This window comes from Vibrio sp. 10N.286.49.C3 (assembly GCF_041469545.1).
GTDB classification, from domain to species: domain Bacteria; phylum Pseudomonadota; class Gammaproteobacteria; order Enterobacterales; family Vibrionaceae; genus Vibrio; species Vibrio tasmaniensis_A.
In genome coordinates, this window is the sequence record NZ_JBFRKT010000035.1 from 36,655 (window position 1) to 53,732 (window position 17,078).

Genomic DNA, 17,078 nt, shown 5'->3' on the forward strand with positions numbered 1-17,078 from the left:
TCCTCTAACTATTTAGTTTTACCTAAGCTTAAACCGCAGCTGCGCCTGAAACGATCTCAGAAAGTTCTTGTGTAATCGCCGATTGACGGGCTTTGTTATACACAAGTTCTAAGTCATCAATAATGTCACCAGCATTATCTGTTGCTGATTTCATTGCAATCATTCGAGCCGCTTGCTCACAAGCAAGGTTCTCGACCACACCTTGGTACACTTGAGATTCGACATAGCGAACCAATAGTGCATCTAGTAGTGGCTTTGGCTCGGGCTCATAAATGTAGTCCCAAGAATGACTGCGTTTCATTTCTTCGCTGTCTGATTTAGGCAAAGGAAGTAATTGATCGATCGTTGGTTCTTGAACCATAGTGTTTTCAAACTTGTTGAACACTACGAACAGGCGATCTAGTTCGCCTTCATCATATTTCTTCAGCATAACGCTCACAGAGCCAATCAAGTCTTCAAGGCTTGGACGATCGCCCAGACCAGAAACTTGAGCTGCTACTTTCGCGCCGCTGTTGTTGAAAAATGCTGTTGCTTTAGAGCCTACAATTGCAAGCTCAACATCAGCACCTTTCTCAGACCAATCTTTCATGTCGTTCATGGCTTTCTTGAACAAGTTAATGTTCAAACCACCACAAAGACCACGGTCTGTAGAAACGATGATGTAACCAACACGTTTGGCTTCACGTTCCTCAAGATAAGGATGCTTATACTCGAGGCTACCATTAGCCAAATGACCGATCACTTTACGCATTGTTTCTGCATATGGACGAGTAGCTTCCATTGCGTCTTGAGAACGACGCATTTTTGAAGCTGCTACCATTTCCATTGCTTTCGTAATCTTCTGTGTGCTTTTAACACTACCGATTTTATTACGTATCTCTTTTGCGCCGGCCATCGTTACTCTCCGTTAATGGTATGAGGTGGCCCTAAGACCACCTACCAATTACCAGGTCTGGGTTGCCTTGAAATCGTCAACAAGCTTCTTCAGCTCAGCTTCGATTTCTTTGTTGAAAGCACCCGTTGCGTCGATCTGTGTTACTAGATCAGCGTATTGACCACGAGCAAACGACAGTAAAGCAGCTTCAAAGTCTAGAACTTTAGAAAGTTCAACGTCTTGAAGGTATCCACGCTCTGCAGCGAAGATTACTAGAGCTTGGTCAAATACAGACATAGGAGCGTATTGCTTCTGCTTCATCAGTTCTGTAACTTTTTGACCGTGGTCTAGCTGCTTCTTAGTCGCTTCATCAAGATCCGAAGAGAACTGAGCAAATGCTGCAAGTTCACGGTATTGAGCTAGAGCAGTACGGATACCGCCAGATAACTTCTTGATGATTTTAGTCTGCGCCGAACCACCTACACGAGAAACTGAGATACCTGGGTCAACAGCTGGACGTACGCCCGCGTTGAATAGCTCAGTTTGTAGGAAGATCTGACCATCAGTAATCGAGATTACGTTCGTTGGTACGAATGCAGATACGTCACCAGCTTGCGTTTCGATGATAGGAAGAGCTGTTAAAGAACCAGTCTTGCCTGTCACTTCGCCGTTAGTGAATTTTTCTACGTATGCTTCGCTTACACGAGCTGCACGCTCTAGTAGACGAGAGTGAAGGTAGAAAACATCACCTGGGAACGCTTCACGACCTGGTGGACGCTTAAGTAGTAGCGAGATTTGACGGTAAGCGACAGCTTGCTTAGATAGATCATCATAAACAATCAGTGCATCTTCACCGCGATCACGGAAGTATTCGCCCATCGCACAACCAGCATACGGTGCAAGGTATTGCAGCGCTGCAGATTCAGAAGCCGATGCAACAACAACAACAGTGTTTGCTAGTGCGCCGTGCTCTTCTAGTTTGCGAACTACGTTAGCAATAGTCGACGCTTTTTGGCCGATAGCTACATAGATAGAGAAAATACCAGAATCTTTTTGGTTAATAATCGCATCGATCGCCATTGCTGTTTTACCAGTCTGACGGTCACCGATTACTAGTTCACGTTGACCACGACCGATAGGGATCATTGAGTCAACAGACTTGTAACCAGTTTGAACAGGTTGATCTACCGATTTACGGTCGATTACACCTGGTGCGATAATTTCTACAGGCGAAGTCAATTTAGCTTCGATTGGACCTTTACCATCAATTGGCTCACCTAGTGTGTTTACAACACGACCAAGCATTTCAGGACCTACTGGTACTTCTAGAATACGACCAGTACCTGTAACTTTCATGCCTTCCTGTAGGTCAGCATACGGGCCCATTACAACAGCACCAACCGAATCACGGTTCAAGTTTAGTGCTAGCGCGTAACGGCCACCCGGTAGTTCGATCATTTCACCTTGCATCACGTCCGCTAGGCCGTGGATGCTAAGGATGCCATCGCTTACAGAAACGATAGTACCTTCATTGCGAGCTTCACTAACAACGTCGAAAGATTCAATACGTTGTTTAATTAGATCGCTAATTTCAGTGGAATTAAGTTGCATGCTCCAATCCCCATTAAGACTGCAATGCATCGCTCAGGCGGTCTAAACGACTGCGCGCTGAGTTATCGATGACTAGGTCTCCGGCTCGAATAATAACTCCACTAAGTAGAGTCTCATCTATACTGCAATTCAGCTGAACTTTGCGCGCTAAGCGCTGTTCCAATTTGCTGCTAATCTCTGCACGTTGCTCTTCAGAAAGTTCTACCGCTGAAGTTACTTCAACGTCGATCTCTTTCTCATACTCTTTTTTGAGTATAAAGAACTCTTTACAAACATCAGGAAAAGCCATTAAGCGGCCATTCTCTGCCATCACTTTAATTAAGTTCTGACCGAATTCATCAAATTGTTCGCCACAAATTACAATGAATACTTCAGCTAATTTTTCAGCAGTCATAGAACCGCTTAATAAATTGTGAACATCATCATTTTGTGCCACTTCGGCAGCAAAAGTAAGCATTTGACCCCATTGGTCTAGCTCACCTTTATCTACCGCAAAGTCAAACGCTGCTTTAGCATAGGGGCGTGCGATTGTAGTCAAATCAGACATATACAGCCCCTTGCTTTAAAGTTTTGCAGTAATGTTGTTAAGAAGATCATCGTGTACATCTTTATCGATTGTACGTTCAAGGATTTTCTCAGCACCAGCTATAGCCAGAGTTGCGACTTGTTTGCGCAGGTCATCACGGGCACGTGTACGCTCTGCTTCAATTTCTGCTTCAGCTTGCGCTAAGATCTTCTGGCGTTCTGCCTGAGCCTCTTCGCGTGCTTCATCAATAATTTGAGCTTTACGTTTGTTTGCCTGATCAATAACCTCAGTTGCAGTGCGCTTTGCTTCTTTCATTTGCTCAGAAGCGTTGGCTTGTGCCAGGTTCAAGTCTTTAGCAGCGCGTTCAGCGGCTACCAGACCGTCAGCAATTTTTTTCTGACGTTCTTCAATTGCTTGCATGATTGGTGGCCATACATATTTCATGCAGAACCAAACAAACAGTGAAAAAGCAATTGCTTGACCTAACAGAGTTGCGTTCATATTCACAACAGCTACCCCTCGTTAAGAATCAACTACAAAAATTTAATTAACTATTTAGAAGTTAATTAGCCTGCTAGTTGACCAACAAATGGGTTAGCAAACGTGAATAGTAGTGCGATTACGATACCGATCATTGGAACAGCATCCAATAGACCAGCGATGATGAACATCTTAACTTGTAGCATTGGAGCCATTTCAGGTTGACGCGCAGCGCCTTCTAGGAATTTACCACCAAGAATAGCAAAACCAATTGCAGTACCTACGGCACAAAGACCAACAATGATAGCAACAGCGATTGCTGAAAAACTTAGTACAGTTTCCATTTACGTTCTCCGATTAACATTAATAGTTAGAATAAAGCTTAAAAATTTTTTAGTGATCACTATCTTCATGAGCCATTGATAAGTAAACGATTGTCAACATCATGAAAACAAACGCTTGAATCAAAATAACCAAGATATGGAAGATAGCCCAAGGTAGTGCACCTACCCATTGTAAGTACCACGGTAGCATTGCCGCGATAAGAATAAACACCACCTCACCCGCAAACATATTACCAAATAAACGCATACCTAGAGATAGTGGCTTCGCTAATAACGAAATTACCTCAAGTACCAAGTTAAATGGAATCATGATTGGGTGATTAAATGGATGCAGTGCCAATTCTTTAGCAAATCCGCCTAGACCTTTCACTTTGATGCTGTAGTAGATCATCAGAGCAAAAACACCTAAAGCCATTGCCATTGTTATATTAACATCAGCTGTAGGAACCACTTTCAAGTAAGGGATACCTAGCCAATGCTCTGCAGGATATGGTAAGAAATCGATAGGCACTAAGTCCATCAAGTTCATAATGATAATCCAGCAGAATATAGTCAGTGCTAGTGGGGCAATCAGAGGGTTGCGGCCATGGAAAGTTTCTTTAACGTTGTCACCAACGAATTCCACTACCATTTCAACAAAACACTGAAGCTTACCAGGTACACCTACTGTTGCTTTCTTAGCGACTGAGCGAAAAACCCAAAGGAATAACATCCCTGTCAACACCGAAAAAAACAGACTGTCTATATGTACGTTCCAGAAACTTGTCTCCTCTACAAGACCAAACTTAGCTAAAGAAAGGTTTTGTAAATGGTGTTCAATGTATCCGGATGCTGTTGGCGCAGCCATAACTCATCCTATTTTTTATTGTTAATGAAAAGCACTGGCGCAAAGATATTAATACCTAGAACCAGTAAATAGGTCAGTTTGAGGGGAATTAATTCCACCTGCATATACATGTAGACGATAGAGAATAGTAGAACTGTGATTAAGATTTTGAGCGCTTCACCTGCATAGAACGACGCCGCAACTAACTTAGTTGCGCGAGCTCCACAAAATAGAAAAGCACACACACAAAAAACTACATTCGCGATGACAAAAATACCGCCACCGATTAATGCAGCAAAACCCCAATCAGGATTAACAGCTAAACCTAACCCTATCGCCACTAATATAACCGCGCTAAGCTCGATCAATAACATTTGCTTTGCAAGCACTCGTCCTGGTCTTGCTAACGCCGCTACCATGTATTCGTTCCTCTTTTAAGCCTACTTTGATACTCGCTTAAAAGCGTGCTGATAAATTGGCGAAAATTATACGTTCAGCCAAATTGATTGCAATAAGAATGCAGCAATCATTTACATTTTTGTATACAAACCGACAACTTTTGTACGAAATCACTTGTTCATTACATAATTGACCTAAATCAATTATCTCACTTAGTACTCTAATTTAGCAATAAGTTGATCTAATTTGTGAGGCTCATCAAGAGTAATTGTCACTTTTGACTTCCCACTAACAGAACGAGTAACTGAAACGTTTGCTTGCAATTTTTCCGTGAGTCTTCGTGAAAGTTCGATAGCTTCAGTGTCTTCTTGCTTCGATTCTGATTCAACGTCTGGCTTTAAGCACTTTTTAACAAGCTGCTCAGTTTGACGCACGGTCATTTTTTTGGTTGCCGCAGTGTTTGCTGCCTCAACCTGGGTATCGCCTTCGAGCGCAAGCAATGCTCTAGCATGCCCCATTTCCAGGTGTTTGTTGGAAACTAAACCTTTTACTTCATTTTCGAGCTGATTTAGACGTAATAAGTTACTAACCGTTGCTCTCGATTTACCGATCACTTCAGCAACTTGTTGATGTGTCAGCTCAAATTCGTTCTGCAAGCGCTCTAACGCTTGTGCTTCTTCGATAGCATTCAAGTCTTCACGCTGAATGTTCTCGATCAACGCCATCGCAATCGCGGCCTTGTCTTCGACTCTCTTAATTAGACATGGCACTTGCTTAAGGCCAGCTTGACGAGCAGCTCTCCAACGACGTTCGCCAGCAATAATCTCAAACTGGTCGTGTGCTAAGGGGCGTACAACGATTGGCTGAATAATACCTTGAGATTGGATTGATGCTGCCAGCTCTTCTAGCGCTTCCGGCGCAATATCCTTACGCGGTTGATATACACCTGGCTTTAAGCAACCAACAGCCAATTCGATAAGCTCACCATCAGCCGACAACGCCTGACTATAAGAAGCAACTTGCTGCTTTTCACGAGCTAATGAGCTAGTTGCAAGCAATGCATCTAGCCCCTTTCCTAAACCACGCTTAGACATTGAGCGAATTCCTTTGGTTGGACCTATACTGGGACTTCTTCACGACGTAACATTTCGCCAGCAAGAGCAAGATATGCCTTAGCTCCTGCAGAATATTTGTCGTAGTACATTGCTGGCTTGCCATGACTCGGCGCTTCTGCCAGACGCACATTTCTAGGGATCACAGTTCGATAGACTTTGCTACCGAAGTGCTTTTTGAGTTGATCAGATACTTCGTTCGATAAGCGGTTACGAGGGTCGTACATAGTACGCAGAAGACCTTCAATCTTCAGATTCTCATTTACCACCGCAGCGAGCTTGCTAATGGTATCCATCAACGCAGTCAAACCTTCCAGAGCAAAGTATTCACATTGCATAGGAACCAATACGGAATCGGCCGCAGCCATCGCATTAATTGTAAGAAGATTTAATGACGGTGGGCAATCGATAAAGATGAAATCATAGTTATTACGAATGGATGACAACGCGTTCTTTAGGCGAACTTCACGAGCAAACACTTCCATCAATTTGATTTCTGCCGCTGTAACATCACCATTTGCGGCGATAAGGTCATAATTGCCAGATGTACTTCGGCAAACTACCTCATCAAATGGGGTGTCTTCAACCAGCAAATCGTAAGCAGTTGCTTCAACCTGATACTTGTCAACACCGCTCGCCATCGTGGCATTACCTTGAGGATCGAGGTCAACAACCAATATCTTGCGCTTTGTTGCCGCCATTGATGCTGCCAAGTTAATGCAAGTTGTTGTTTTTCCTACGCCACCCTTCTGGTTGGCAATTGCTACGATTTTACCCACTATGGCCTCGCTGATTATCCCTGACGCGATAAAGTAACTAGATGACGCTCTCCATCAAGCTCTGGCACTTGCAAAGCTTTAATGTCTGTCACTGAACACCATTCAGGTAACAGGTCGATTTCGTCTCTAGGATGTTGTCCCTTAAGAGCCAAAAATACACCGGATTGCTCTTTAGGTAAATGATGACACCACTCTACCATGTCTGTCATTGATGCAAATGCGCGACTGAGCACGGCATCAAACTTTTCTTCTGGTTGAAATTCTTCAACGCGACTTTGAATCGGCACCACGTTGTCGATACCCAGCTCATGAATCACTTGCTTGATAAAACGAATACGCTTACCCAAGCTGTCTAGCAAGTAAAACTCGCAGTCAGGATTCATGATTGAGAGCGGAATCCCAGGAAGACCAGGGCCTGTGCCAACGTCAATAAAGCGCTTGCCTTGTAAGTGAGTGCTAACAATGATGCTATCTAAGATATGTTTCACCATCATTTCTTGCGGATCACGAACTGACGTCAGATTGTATGCTTTGTTCCACTTGTTTAGTAACTCAACGTAGCCAACCAATTGGCTGCGTTGCTTTTCAGATACTTCAAGTTCAGTCTGGCCAATCAGGTGATCCAGTTTTTCGCGTAATGCGCTCATTATGCTTCCTCACCTTTTTTCAACAGGCCGTGTTTTTTCAAGTAAACCAACAGAATTGAAATTGCAGCAGGTGTGATACCTGAGATTCGCGATGCAATACCAATTGAGTCTGGTTTAGCGGTAGTTAGTTTTAGAACCACTTCGTTAGAAAGCCCTTTTACCTTACTGTAATCGATGTCAGCCGGCAGTTTGGTGTTTTCATGACGCAGTGATTTTTCAATTTCATCTTGTTGACGTTGGATATAGCCATCGTACTTCACTTGGATCTCAACTTGCTCTGAGGCTTGTTGATCTTCCAGTGCAGGACCGAAACGATCCAACGACGTTAGCTGTGAATAAGTCATTTCAGGACGACGAAGAAGATCTTCACCACTCGCTTCACGAGACATTGGTGTTTTCAGGATCTGGTTCAATTGATCAATATCTTCAGATTTTGGATTAATCCATGTTTCTTTAAGACGTTGACGCTCTTTCTCCATGTTTTCCATCTTCTCGTTGAATCGCGTCCAACGAGCATCGTCGACCAAGCCAAGTTCACGTGACTTTTCAGTCAAACGGATATCAGCGTTGTCTTCACGAAGCAACAAGCGGTATTCCGCGCGAGATGTAAACATGCGGTACGGTTCTTTGGTACCCATTGTCGACAAGTCATCGATAAGTACACCCATGTAAGCTTGATCGCGGCGTGGGCTCCAGCCCTCTTTGCCTTGCGTAAACAAACTCGCATTCAAACCGGCCATTAAGCCTTGTGCTGCAGCTTCTTCGTAGCCAGTGGTGCCATTGATTTGCCCTGCAAAGAACAACCCCTTAATAAACTTGGTCTCGTAAGTCAGTTTAAGATCGCGAGGGTCAAAGAAATCGTACTCAATCGCGTAACCAGGACGAACGATGTGTGCGTTCTCAAAACCTTTCATTGAGTGAACGATTTTTACCTGAACATCAAACGGCAAACTGGTTGAAATACCATTAGGGTATAACTCGTGCGTCGTTAGGCCTTCAGGCTCAATGAAAATTTGGTGACTGTTTTTATCAGCAAAGCGCATCACTTTGTCTTCAATCGACGGACAGTAACGAGGGCCAATACCTTCAATCACACCAGCGTACATCGGGCTGCGATCGAGGTTGGCACGAATAACGTCATGCGTATTTTCGTTAGTGTGCGTGATGTAACATGGAATCTGACGCGGCTGCTGAGCTCGGTTACCCATGAATGAGAAAACCGGAGTCGGATTATCGCCGTGTTGAACCTCAAGCTCAGAAAAATCAACGCTGCGTGCATCAATGCGAGGAGGTGTACCTGTTTTCAGGCGATCAACACGAAATGGAAGATCACGAAGACGGTCAGCGAGCGCGATCGATGGTGGATCACCCGCACGTCCACCCGATGAACTTTCCATACCAATATGAATCTTACCGCCTAGGAATGTGCCTACCGTTAAGACCACAGCATTAGCGCGGAATTTGAGGCCCATTTGCGTAACCACACCCACCACTTGATCTTGTTCAACGATCAAGTCATCAACCGACTGTTGGAACAGAGTTAGGTTTGGTGTGTTTTCAAGAACATTACGGACAAAGGCTTTGTAAAGTGCGCGGTCAGCTTGTGCACGAGTTGCACGTACCGCAGGGCCTTTTGATGCGTTTAATGTTCTGAACTGAATACCTGCATGATCAATAGCTTGCGCCATTAATCCACCCATAGCATCGACCTCTTTTACCAAGTGGCCCTTACCGATCCCGCCAATGGCTGGGTTACAAGACATCTGTCCCAACGTATCGATATTATGAGTTAGTAATAACGTACTTTGACCAGTACGTGCAGATGCGAGTGCGGCTTCCGTTCCTGCATGGCCACCACCAACAACGATGACGTCAAATTTTTCGTGATAAAGCATGAACCGACCTCAGGTACTCAAACGTTTCTAGATTGATAAAAAGGAGCGATATTCTACCTGTTTTCATAGCTTGAGAAAACGTTTTTGGAATTTTTCGAAAAAGCTGTTTTTAATTAAAATAGATAAGATCTTTAGAGAGATCTTTTATTAGATCTATTATTAGGATCGAGGGTGTCTGTGGATAAGTAGAAAATGATCAACAAGATCATGGATCTTTTTTGGATCAAAGGGTGTGATCTAACTTTGATCATAATGAGGATTAGCTGGGATCAAAATGGCTACTTATACACAAGGGGGAATTACCTAGAAAGTTGTTATTTGGATAACTATAGGTTGATCACCGTATATGTATGATCTTATCCACAGAGAAAATTGAAAAAAGGACATGTATTTCGATTTATTTTCAAAAAAGTTATTCACAATCACGATTTTCAGAGACAAAAAAAGCGGCATAAGCCGCTTTTTAGAATGTTGAGGTGTTAAAACTGGTCACTATGATCGTTAAACCATTCCTCTGCAGCATCTTCTGGGACCGGTGTTTCAAGAACATCGATGGTAAAACAGCCAGAAATCGCTTGAGCACCGAGCTCTTTTAGTTGGCTGTGGACTGATTTACCTGCCAAACAGAAGGTATCGTAGCTCGAATCTCCAAGCGCCACTACAGCAAAGCGAACCTGGCTTAAATCTGGAGATTGCTGGGTCAATGCGTCGATAAACGGCTTAATATTATCTGGAAATTCACCGGCACCATGAGTTGAAGTGACCAACAACCAAAAGCCTTGTTGGGGGATATCATCGTATTCAGGCTGATTATGGAGGGTTATTTCATGACCTTGCTCTTCAAGAAGATCATTAAGGTGATCGCCAACGTACTCTGCACCACCTAAGGTGCTGCCTGTAATAATGTGGATCATTAAGCTGTCCTTACTAAAGAAGAAGGCCAGCATGAGCCGGCCTTTTAAGGTTATTTACCAATACAGAATGAAGAAAAGATGCGACCTAAAAGATCGTCTGAACTGAACTCACCCGTGATCTCATTGAGGTGCTGCTGAGTAATTCGAAGCTCTTCCGCTAAAATCTCACCCGCCATGTAGCCTTCAAGCTGCTGTTGGCCGATATCTAGGTGTTCTGATGCTCGTTCTAGGGCATCTAAGTGACGACGACGTGCCATAAAGCCACCTTCATGACCACCAGCAAAGCCCATACAATCCTTTAGATGACTACGCAGAGCGTCGACACCTTGGCCTGTTTTGGCTGATAAGCGAATCAGGGTTGGATCGTTAACATGACAAATGCCTAACTCTTCACTGGTTTGATCCGCTTTATTACGAATTACCGTCATTCCGATGTTGTCTGGTAGACGATCAACGAAATCTGGCCAGATATCTTTCGGGTCTGTTGCGTCTGTTGTTGTGCCATCAACCATAAATAAAACTCGGTCTGCCTGAGCTATTTCTTCCCAAGCACGTTCAATACCGATTTTTTCTACTTCATCAGAGGCCTCACGTAGGCCTGCGGTATCAATAATATGCAGTGGCATGCCATCAATATGGATATGTTCACGCAGTACATCACGCGTAGTGCCGGCAATATCAGTCACAATGGCAGATTCTTTGCCTGACAATGCATTTAATAGGCTCGATTTACCCGCATTTGGGCGACCTGCAATCACGACTTTCATACCTTCACGCATGATGGCACCTTGATTGGCTTCTTGGCGCACAGCTTCGAGATTGTCGATGATAGCCTGTAAGTCAGCACTTACTTTACCGTCAGCAAGGAAATCAATTTCTTCTTCAGGGAAGTCGATAGCCGCTTCAACGTAGATTCTTAGGTAAATCAGGGAATCTACCAGTGTATTAATACGCTTAGAGAATTCACCTTGCAGGGATTGTAGTGCAGATTTCGCAGCTTCTTCTGAGCTTGCGTCAATCAGGTCAGCAATCGCTTCGGCTTGAGTTAAATCCATCTTGTCGTTTAAGAAGGCACGCTCTGAAAACTCACCTGGACGCGCAGCTCGCACGCCTGAGATCGCGAGGATTCGTTTGATTAGCATATCCATCACCACCGGACCGCCGTGGCCTTGCAGCTCTAACACGTCTTCGCCAGTAAACGAATGCGGGTTAGGGAAGAAAAGCGCGATACCTTGGTCGAGTTCGATGCCATCGTGAGATTTAAACGGCAGGTACTCAGCGTAGCGAGGCTTAAGTGTTTTTCCTGTTACTTCTAGGGCAACCTGAGTCGCCAATGGGCCGGAAACGCGGATAATACCGACGCCACCACGGCCTGGCGCGGTCGCTTGAGCAACAATCGTATCTGTAGTCATAGGTGTGCCTGCTAGCATGTGAAAGCCAAAGAGGGCATTCACGATTAATCAATTAGCTGAATTGTAATCAGCTAAAAACAAAAAGGCGACCTTTTGGTCGCCTTTCTTTATCTCTTTCTATTATCGAACTTACTTAGAATGTAAGCCTTTCTTTTCCAGTGCGCGGTAGATAAGTGTTTGCTGAATTAGAGTTACGATGTTCGATACTAGCCAGTAAAGAACCAGACCTGAAGGGAAGAACAGGAAGAAGAATGTGAACATAACCGGCATAAAGGTCATGATCTTCTGCTGCATTGGATCCGTTACAGTTGTCGGGCTCATCTTCTGGATTAGGAACATTGAAGCACCCATCAGAAGTGGCAAGATGTAGTATGGGTCTTGTGCTGAAAGGTCAGTAATCCAACCGAAGAACGGTGAGTGACGCAGTTCAACAGACTCCATTAGTGCCCAGTATAGCGAAATGAAGATAGGCATTTGAAGAAGGATAGGTAAACAGCCACCTAGTGGGTTTACTTTCTCTTTCTTGTAAAGCTCCATCATTTCTTGACTCATGCGTTGACGGTCGTCGCCAATACGCTCACGCATTGCAGTCAGCTTAGGCTGAAGCATACGCATTTTCGCCATAGACGTGTACTGAGCTTTCGTTAGTGGGTACATAGCACCACGAACGATGAAAGTTAGACAGATGATTGCCAGACCCCAGTTCACAACGATGCCTTGAATAAATGAAAGCAGAGTATGAAGTGGTTTAGCAATGAACCATAACCAACCGTAGTCAACTACTAGGTCTAGGTTTGGTGCAACAGCAGCCATTTGGTCTTGAAGTTTAGGACCAACCCAAAGCGTTGCTTTGAAGCTTGCTTCGTCGCCAGTAGCGATGGTTTTGTTCGGCATGCGAACACCGATGTCGCCAAGGTTACCAATTACACGAGTGTAAAGGTTGCTGCCTGCTTCGTCGCGTGGAATCCAAGCACTTGCAAAGTAGTGTTGAATCATCGCTGCCCAACCTTGACCGTTTGCTAGGTTAAGAGAAAGGTTGCGATCTTGCATGTCGTCGAAGCTGTATTTTTTGTAACGCGTATCTTCCGTAGAGTAAGCACCACCACGGTAAGTTGGCATTGTTAGGCTACCACCGTCATCCATAACGTTTTGACGTAGGTGAGCGTACATGCCGAATGTTGCGTTATTGCCAGAGTTGTTGACTACATCGTATTCAACGTCAATCGCGTAGCTGCCGCGCTTAAGGACGAATGTTTTTGTGTAATCCAGGCCGTTCGCTTGGTAAGTCATTGGGATGCGTAGTTCATCTTGACCTTCAGCCAACGTGAAGCTGTCTGCTGAAACCGTGTAGCTAGGGCGGTTAGTGCTGCTTAAATCGATACCTTGAGGACCCACTAGACCGCTTTGAGCGATAAATTGGTGACCAGGCTCGTTTTTAAGAAGAACAAAAGTATCTTCAGAATCGAACTCAGCAGAGTAATCGTTTAGGTTTGCTGTAACGACATCACCACCAACCGTATCAATTGACAGAGTCAGAACATCAGTTGTTACTGTGATAGTTTTAGCAGAAGCAACTTGACCAGGAGCCGGGTCTAGATCATCTGCATAAGATGGCGCTGGTAGGGTGCTGCCAGATTGTGCCTGCTCAACCGCTTGTGGAGCTGGGTTCTGAGCTACGTTCCATTGTTGGAACAGTAGGAAAGAAACCAAAGCCAATGCGATTAACAGGATATTACGTTGAGAATCCATCGTTATTTATCTCTGTCTTGTTTTTGGACTGGTGGAACGGGGTCAAAGCCCCCTTCGTTCAAAGGATGGCATTTTAATAGACGTTTGCCTGATAACCAACACCCTTTTACAAAACCGTGAGCTTTCAACGCTTCTATCGCATATAAAGAGCAGGTTGGAGTAAATCGGCAGCGTGGGCCGATGAGTGGACTAATAAACCATCTATAAAAATAGATGGGTATTAGCGCTATCCACGCGAAGGGCGAGACAGGCGAAGCCATAATTTGTCGAGTAGCTTGAACATTTCTTCATTGCTTAAATCTTGCGCGCTCTTCTTAGCGATTACAACATAATCTTTGTTAGGAAGTTTGTGTTGAGTGTTACGAAAGCTTTCACGAGTAAGACGCTTGAATCGATTACGACCCACGGCGGTTTTAATCTGCTTTTTCGGAACGGCTAATCCAAGGCGAGGATTTGAAAGAGAGTTATTTCGGGCAATGATGGTGAAATGAGGGGAGCCTGCTCGATGAGCTTGCTTGAAGACATTCTGATAATGTTCGGGAGTTAACAAGCGTAACTCCCGACCGAAGGCTAGCTTATTCAAAATAATCAAAGATTACTTAGAAAGACGCTTACGGCCTTTTGCACGACGTGCATTGATTGTTGCGCGACCGTTCTTAGTAGCCATGCGAGCACGGAAACCGTGTGTACGCTTACGCTTCAGAACTGTAGGTTGAAAAGTGCGTTTCATTGTAATTACCTTACTGATCAGTAGTTTTAGGTTTTTGTTAAACCCGGCGTGGGCATTTTTTCTCTTCTTTATATAAGAAAGGAAAACCGACGCCTCTCAACAAAGAGGCGGAATTGTAATCACTGTCACAAAAAGTGTCAATGATTGGGTTAACTAAAATTCCGGTCGGGGGATTATACGTAGAATAACTAAAATCACAAGGATCCTTATTCGATCCCGACCTTATTTAAGAATTTCTTTAATTTAGGATCCTGTGGATTACCAAAAATATCCTGTGGAGATCCCTGTTCGACAATGTGGCCATCAGCCATGAAGATCACTCGGTCTGCGACCTCTCTAGCGAACTGCATTTCGTGAGTAACCACCAGCATGGTTTGATGCTGATTTGCTAGTTTTTTCATTAGGTTAAGCACTTCGCCAACCCATTCAGGATCAAGCGCTGAAGTCGGCTCATCAAACAGTAAAAGCTCTGGTTGTAGAGCCATTGCACGGCCAATACCAACCCGTTGCTGCTGGCCACCAGAGAGCGCGGCTGGGTAGCTATCAGCTTTCTCTCCTAAGCCAATGTCGTCGAGTATTTGTTGTGCTTTTTCATGGGCTTGCTTCTTTTTCCAACCACGAACGGTAATCAAACCTTCAGCTATATTCTGTCTCGCGGTTTGGTGAGCAAATAGTGCATAGTTTTGGAATACAAAACCAGTCTTACGACGCAGTGCAAGCACCTCTGCTTTGGTGTGTTTCTGAGCATCAACCTTAATATCATCAATCGAAATAATACCTTGATCGGCTTGCTCTAGAAAATTCACACAACGCAGCAGGGTAGACTTACCCGTACCACTTGAACCTATGATGACAATTATCTCACCTTGTTTGATTTCTAGGTCGATCCCTTTCAAAACTTCGGTGTCACCAAACTGCTTGTGGATATTTTGTAATTTGATCATCGTACATACGCCTTATTCAGTTTCACTTCGGCCCAAATTTGAATACGAGTGAGGATAACCACTACGCCCCAGTAAATCAGCGCGACTGCTAAGAAAGCCTCGAAGAAGCGGAAACTTGAAGAAGCTTCCATCTGAGCTTTAGCCATGATTTCGGCTACACCTAAGGTGAATGCAAGTGAAGTCGACTTGATCATGTCGATGAAATAGTTCATTAAAGAAGGCAGTGCTACGCGGGTTGCTTGCGGCAAGATCACTCGGCGCATCGCTTGACTGGTTGTCATACCGACTGAGAGGCTGGCTTCCATCTGGCTACGATCAATACCGATAATCGCGGCACGAATACTTTCTGCCATATACGCGGCAAAGTGCAGGGTTAAGCCAATTACAGCGGCGCTGAAAGCATCCAACCCAACCATCCACGGGAATACTTGTGGTAAGCCGTAATAAAGGAGGAAAAGCTGTACCAACAGTGGTGTGCCTCGAAAGAAGCTAATGTACAGCTGGCTCAGTTGGTCGAGTACTGGGATTTTGAATACACGAATATTCGCCAGTATCAGAGACAGGATCAGAGCAAAGAACAAGCCCCAAGTCGCCATCTCCATCGTGGTGCCTAAATACTTCAGTAGTATTGGCAACAGCTCTAGCATGTAATTAAAGTCAAATCCCATAATCTATCTCGTATTAGTATTGGAAGTGTTGTTCTATTTGGAAATACTGTTCTATCAGGCTTTTAATCAGTGTACAAAAGCAAAAAGCCCACCGCCGTGTAAAGCAGTGGGCCTCGAATGGAGATAGTGAGTGATTACTTCTGAGTAATGTCCGCACCAAACCATTTCTGAGAGATACTTTCTAGCGTACCATCTGCGCGCATTGCTGCTAATGCTTGGTTTACTTCTGCTTGCAGTTTTTTACCGTTGTCGTTGTCCACGAAAGGCCAAGCGTTTTCAATGGTTTCGAATGGCTGACCCGCTAGCTGTAATGGTAGCCCCGTCTTCTTGATAAGCTCTAGTGCTGATAGGCGATCCATTACGAATGCATCGGCACGACCAAGAGCGACATCATGCTCAATACCTGTATCGTAGGTTTTAACATTGATCTTGCCATCTTTATCGTAGCTGCGAAGCAGTTGTTCAAAGTTTGAACCTAGGTTTACCGCAACCGTCTTGCCATCAAGGTCTTCGATACCCTTAATGCTGTCATTACCTTTACGAACGGTAATTTGTGCACCGTCTACTACGTATGGGTCTGCGAATAGGTATTTCGCTTTACGTGCATCCGTCATTGTAATTTGGTTTGAAATGGTATCGATACGACCCGTTTCAAGAAGACCAAAAAGACCAGAGAAGTTTGCCGTTACGTATTCAACCTTGTAATCGTTACGTTTACCGATCTCATCCCATAAATCCACTTCAAAACCTTGTAGTTGGTCTTGTTTAACGAACGTAAACGGGAAGTAGCGACCAGACATGCCGACTTTAACTTCAGTCGCGGCTTGAACAGTAGCAGCAGAGAGTGCGATAGCCGCAATTGCAGCCTTAATCCAGTTATTCATTTGGTAACTCCTTATATTTATAGGGTTGGATGTTACTGGGAAAATGCTCAATAGAATAAATAACCAGATGTTATTAACCATAACCAGATCGCATTCTCGATTTGGGGATAACTAGCAAGGATCCGGGCATAAGTGGATCATTGTGTGAGTAAATTAGGGGCAAGATGTGTGGATCCACCGATTATTTACAAAATTATTGTGAATAACTTGGATCTTATTCACTGGATCTGTGATCAATTGCTGGTGATCTGACTTATCAACAGGTAAAATTAACGGTCATTTCA

The 17,078-nt window shown here is 44.2% G+C and carries 20 protein-coding genes; all 20 read right to left on the reverse strand.

Annotated elements, in window-relative coordinates; genetic code table 11:
* Positions 1 to 28: 28 nt before the first annotated feature.
* The gene (gene atpG / locus AB4180_RS15390; protein ID WP_009848120.1) at positions 29 to 895 is read right to left on the reverse strand and encodes a F0F1 ATP synthase subunit gamma; all 867 of its coding nucleotides are present in this window, start codon (positions 893 to 895) and stop codon (positions 29 to 31) included.
* A 48-nt stretch (positions 896 to 943) separates the two neighbouring features.
* Positions 944 to 2,485, reverse strand: coding sequence for a F0F1 ATP synthase subunit alpha (atpA, locus tag AB4180_RS15395; RefSeq protein WP_009848121.1), 1,542 nt, complete (start codon positions 2,483 to 2,485; stop codon positions 944 to 946).
* 13 nt (positions 2,486 to 2,498) lie between these two features.
* Entirely contained in the window at positions 2,499 to 3,032 is a 534-nt protein-coding gene (gene atpH, locus AB4180_RS15400; RefSeq protein ID WP_009848122.1) for a F0F1 ATP synthase subunit delta, read from the reverse strand.
* 15 nt (positions 3,033 to 3,047) lie between these two features.
* Complete coding sequence (atpF, locus tag AB4180_RS15405) at positions 3,048 to 3,518, reverse strand: F0F1 ATP synthase subunit B (RefSeq protein WP_010433231.1); 471 nt, start codon at positions 3,516 to 3,518, stop codon at positions 3,048 to 3,050.
* Positions 3,519 to 3,577: 59 nt separating this feature from the next.
* Positions 3,578 to 3,835 carry a F0F1 ATP synthase subunit C gene (gene atpE / locus AB4180_RS15410; RefSeq protein WP_004411110.1) on the reverse strand — a complete coding sequence of 86 codons (258 nt, stop codon included), beginning with the start codon at positions 3,833 to 3,835 and terminating at the stop codon, positions 3,578 to 3,580.
* A gap of 49 nt (positions 3,836 to 3,884) precedes the next feature.
* Entirely contained in the window at positions 3,885 to 4,682 is a 798-nt protein-coding gene (atpB, locus tag AB4180_RS15415; protein ID WP_009848124.1) for a F0F1 ATP synthase subunit A, read from the reverse strand.
* A gap of 8 nt (positions 4,683 to 4,690) precedes the next feature.
* On the reverse strand, positions 4,691 to 5,080 hold the full coding sequence (locus AB4180_RS15420) for a F0F1 ATP synthase subunit I (protein WP_008221392.1): 390 nt from the start codon (positions 5,078 to 5,080) through the stop codon (positions 4,691 to 4,693).
* Positions 5,081 to 5,272: 192 nt separating this feature from the next.
* On the reverse strand, positions 5,273 to 6,154 hold the full coding sequence (locus AB4180_RS15425) for a ParB/RepB/Spo0J family partition protein (RefSeq protein ID WP_012605105.1): 882 nt from the start codon (positions 6,152 to 6,154) through the stop codon (positions 5,273 to 5,275).
* A 23-nt stretch (positions 6,155 to 6,177) separates the two neighbouring features.
* Positions 6,178 to 6,951, reverse strand: coding sequence for a ParA family protein (locus tag AB4180_RS15430; RefSeq protein ID WP_102249185.1), 774 nt, complete (start codon positions 6,949 to 6,951; stop codon positions 6,178 to 6,180).
* Positions 6,952 to 6,965: 14 nt separating this feature from the next.
* On the reverse strand, positions 6,966 to 7,598 hold the full coding sequence (gene rsmG / locus AB4180_RS15435; RefSeq protein WP_009848127.1) for a 16S rRNA (guanine(527)-N(7))-methyltransferase RsmG: 633 nt from the start codon (positions 7,596 to 7,598) through the stop codon (positions 6,966 to 6,968).
* Complete coding sequence (gene mnmG / locus AB4180_RS15440) at positions 7,598 to 9,493, reverse strand: tRNA uridine-5-carboxymethylaminomethyl(34) synthesis enzyme MnmG (protein ID WP_012605106.1); 1,896 nt, start codon at positions 9,491 to 9,493, stop codon at positions 7,598 to 7,600. The genes rsmG and mnmG overlap by 1 nt, the downstream gene beginning before the upstream one ends.
* A 479-nt stretch (positions 9,494 to 9,972) precedes the next feature.
* Positions 9,973 to 10,407, reverse strand: a complete 435-nt coding sequence (gene mioC / locus AB4180_RS15445; protein ID WP_009848129.1) for an FMN-binding protein MioC — start codon at positions 10,405 to 10,407, stop codon at positions 9,973 to 9,975.
* Positions 10,408 to 10,457: 50 nt separating this feature from the next.
* Positions 10,458 to 11,819, reverse strand: coding sequence for a tRNA uridine-5-carboxymethylaminomethyl(34) synthesis GTPase MnmE (mnmE, locus tag AB4180_RS15450; RefSeq protein WP_029222947.1), 1,362 nt, complete (start codon positions 11,817 to 11,819; stop codon positions 10,458 to 10,460).
* A gap of 129 nt (positions 11,820 to 11,948) precedes the next feature.
* Positions 11,949 to 13,568, reverse strand: coding sequence for a membrane protein insertase YidC (gene yidC, locus AB4180_RS15455; RefSeq protein WP_009848131.1), 1,620 nt, complete (start codon positions 13,566 to 13,568; stop codon positions 11,949 to 11,951).
* A gap of 2 nt (positions 13,569 to 13,570) precedes the next feature.
* On the reverse strand, positions 13,571 to 13,828 hold the full coding sequence (yidD, locus tag AB4180_RS15460) for a membrane protein insertion efficiency factor YidD (RefSeq protein ID WP_004735802.1): 258 nt from the start codon (positions 13,826 to 13,828) through the stop codon (positions 13,571 to 13,573).
* Positions 13,795 to 14,118 (reverse strand): ribonuclease P protein component, encoded by a 324-nt coding sequence (gene rnpA, locus AB4180_RS15465; RefSeq protein WP_029223763.1) that lies wholly within the window; start codon positions 14,116 to 14,118, stop codon positions 13,795 to 13,797. The genes yidD and rnpA overlap by 34 nt, the downstream gene beginning before the upstream one ends.
* Before the next feature lie 45 nt (positions 14,119 to 14,163).
* Complete coding sequence (gene rpmH, locus AB4180_RS15470; protein WP_004735800.1) at positions 14,164 to 14,298, reverse strand: 50S ribosomal protein L34; 135 nt, start codon at positions 14,296 to 14,298, stop codon at positions 14,164 to 14,166.
* A 206-nt stretch (positions 14,299 to 14,504) separates the two neighbouring features.
* Entirely contained in the window at positions 14,505 to 15,242 is a 738-nt protein-coding gene (locus tag AB4180_RS15475) for an amino acid ABC transporter ATP-binding protein (protein ID WP_009848133.1), read from the reverse strand.
* Complete coding sequence (locus AB4180_RS15480) at positions 15,239 to 15,910, reverse strand: amino acid ABC transporter permease (RefSeq protein WP_009848134.1); 672 nt, start codon at positions 15,908 to 15,910, stop codon at positions 15,239 to 15,241. The genes AB4180_RS15475 and AB4180_RS15480 overlap by 4 nt, the downstream gene beginning before the upstream one ends.
* Before the next feature lie 134 nt (positions 15,911 to 16,044).
* A complete protein-coding gene (locus tag AB4180_RS15485; protein ID WP_029223762.1) occupies positions 16,045 to 16,794 on the reverse strand; it encodes an amino acid ABC transporter substrate-binding protein in 750 nt (249 codons plus the stop codon).
* Between the last annotated feature and the right edge of the window lie 284 nt (positions 16,795 to 17,078).

Excerpts from the sequence above, each read along its gene's own strand:
- atpG (WP_009848120.1), bottom strand. The coding sequence starts at position 895 with ATGGCCGGCGCAAAAGAGATACGTAATAAAATCGGTAGTGTTAAAAGC.
- atpA (WP_009848121.1), bottom strand. The coding sequence starts at position 2,485 with ATGCAACTTAATTCCACTGAAATTAGCGATCTAATTAAACAACGTATT.
- atpH (WP_009848122.1), bottom strand. The coding sequence starts at position 3,032 with ATGTCTGATTTGACTACAATCGCACGCCCCTATGCTAAAGCAGCGTTT.
- atpE (WP_004411110.1), bottom strand. The coding sequence starts at position 3,835 with ATGGAAACTGTACTAAGTTTTTCAGCAATCGCTGTTGCTATCATTGTT.
- atpB (WP_009848124.1), bottom strand. The coding sequence starts at position 4,682 with ATGGCTGCGCCAACAGCATCCGGATACATTGAACACCATTTACAAAAC.
- AB4180_RS15420 (WP_008221392.1), bottom strand. The coding sequence starts at position 5,080 with ATGGTAGCGGCGTTAGCAAGACCAGGACGAGTGCTTGCAAAGCAAATG.
- AB4180_RS15425 (WP_012605105.1), bottom strand. The coding sequence starts at position 6,154 with ATGTCTAAGCGTGGTTTAGGAAAGGGGCTAGATGCATTGCTTGCAACT.
- rsmG (WP_009848127.1), bottom strand. The coding sequence starts at position 7,598 with ATGAGCGCATTACGCGAAAAACTGGATCACCTGATTGGCCAGACTGAA.
- mnmG (WP_012605106.1), bottom strand. The coding sequence starts at position 9,493 with ATGCTTTATCACGAAAAATTTGACGTCATCGTTGTTGGTGGTGGCCAT.
- mioC (WP_009848129.1), bottom strand. The coding sequence starts at position 10,407 with ATGATCCACATTATTACAGGCAGCACCTTAGGTGGTGCAGAGTACGTT.
- mnmE (WP_029222947.1), bottom strand. The coding sequence starts at position 11,819 with ATGACTACAGATACGATTGTTGCTCAAGCGACCGCGCCAGGCCGTGGT.
- yidC (WP_009848131.1), bottom strand. The coding sequence starts at position 13,568 with ATGGATTCTCAACGTAATATCCTGTTAATCGCATTGGCTTTGGTTTCT.
- yidD (WP_004735802.1), bottom strand. The coding sequence starts at position 13,828 with ATGGCTTCGCCTGTCTCGCCCTTCGCGTGGATAGCGCTAATACCCATC.
- rpmH (WP_004735800.1), bottom strand. The coding sequence starts at position 14,298 with ATGAAACGCACTTTTCAACCTACAGTTCTGAAGCGTAAGCGTACACAC.
- AB4180_RS15475 (WP_009848133.1), bottom strand. The coding sequence starts at position 15,242 with ATGATCAAATTACAAAATATCCACAAGCAGTTTGGTGACACCGAAGTT.
- AB4180_RS15480 (WP_009848134.1), bottom strand. The coding sequence starts at position 15,910 with ATGGGATTTGACTTTAATTACATGCTAGAGCTGTTGCCAATACTACTG.
- AB4180_RS15485 (WP_029223762.1), bottom strand. The coding sequence starts at position 16,794 with ATGAATAACTGGATTAAGGCTGCAATTGCGGCTATCGCACTCTCTGCT.